Origin of the sequence: Deinococcus pimensis DSM 21231 (assembly GCF_000519345.1) — a bacterium.
GTDB lineage: Bacteria > Deinococcota > Deinococci > Deinococcales > Deinococcaceae > Deinococcus_A > Deinococcus_A pimensis.
In genome coordinates, this window is the sequence record NZ_KI912653.1 from 20,946 (window position 1) to 21,401 (window position 456).

The window sequence follows — 456 nt, forward strand, 5'->3', positions numbered from 1 at the left end:
GCGCGAGAAGTTCGGCGTCCACGTCGGGAGACGCGACGCCCGCCGCGTGGAAGCGGCGGGCGACGTCGCGCAGCACGTCACGCAGGACGGCCAAGGGCGGTCCTCAGTCTCCCGCGCCGTGACGGGGCCGGATGATGAGGTGCCGCGAGGGGCCCTCCCCCACCGATTCCGTCATGACGTCCGGGTGTTCCTTGAGGGCGATGTGCATGATGCGGCGGTCCGAGGGGGACATCGGCTGGAGTTCGTGCGGCTCTCCGGATTTCGCGACCTGCACCGCGAGACGCTCCGCGAGGCGGGTGAGGTTGTCGGCGTGACGGCGGCGGAAGCCTCCGGCGTCCACGCGGACGCGCAGGTCGACGCGGCCGGTGTGCTTGCTGAGCACGGTGTACGCGAGGACCTCCACGGCCTGCAGGACGCGTCCGTCGCGGCCCGCGAGCCGCGAGGCGCGCTCGCCGG

Annotated in this window: 1 protein-coding gene; it reads right to left on the reverse strand. The window is 73.2% G+C overall.

Annotation, left to right across the window (positions count from 1 at the left end; genetic code table 11):
• Positions 1-103: 103 nt before the first annotated feature.
• A partial coding sequence (locus tag DEIPI_RS36710; RefSeq protein ID WP_045234392.1) for a Jag family protein occupies positions 104-456 on the reverse strand: 353 nt, incomplete at its 5' end.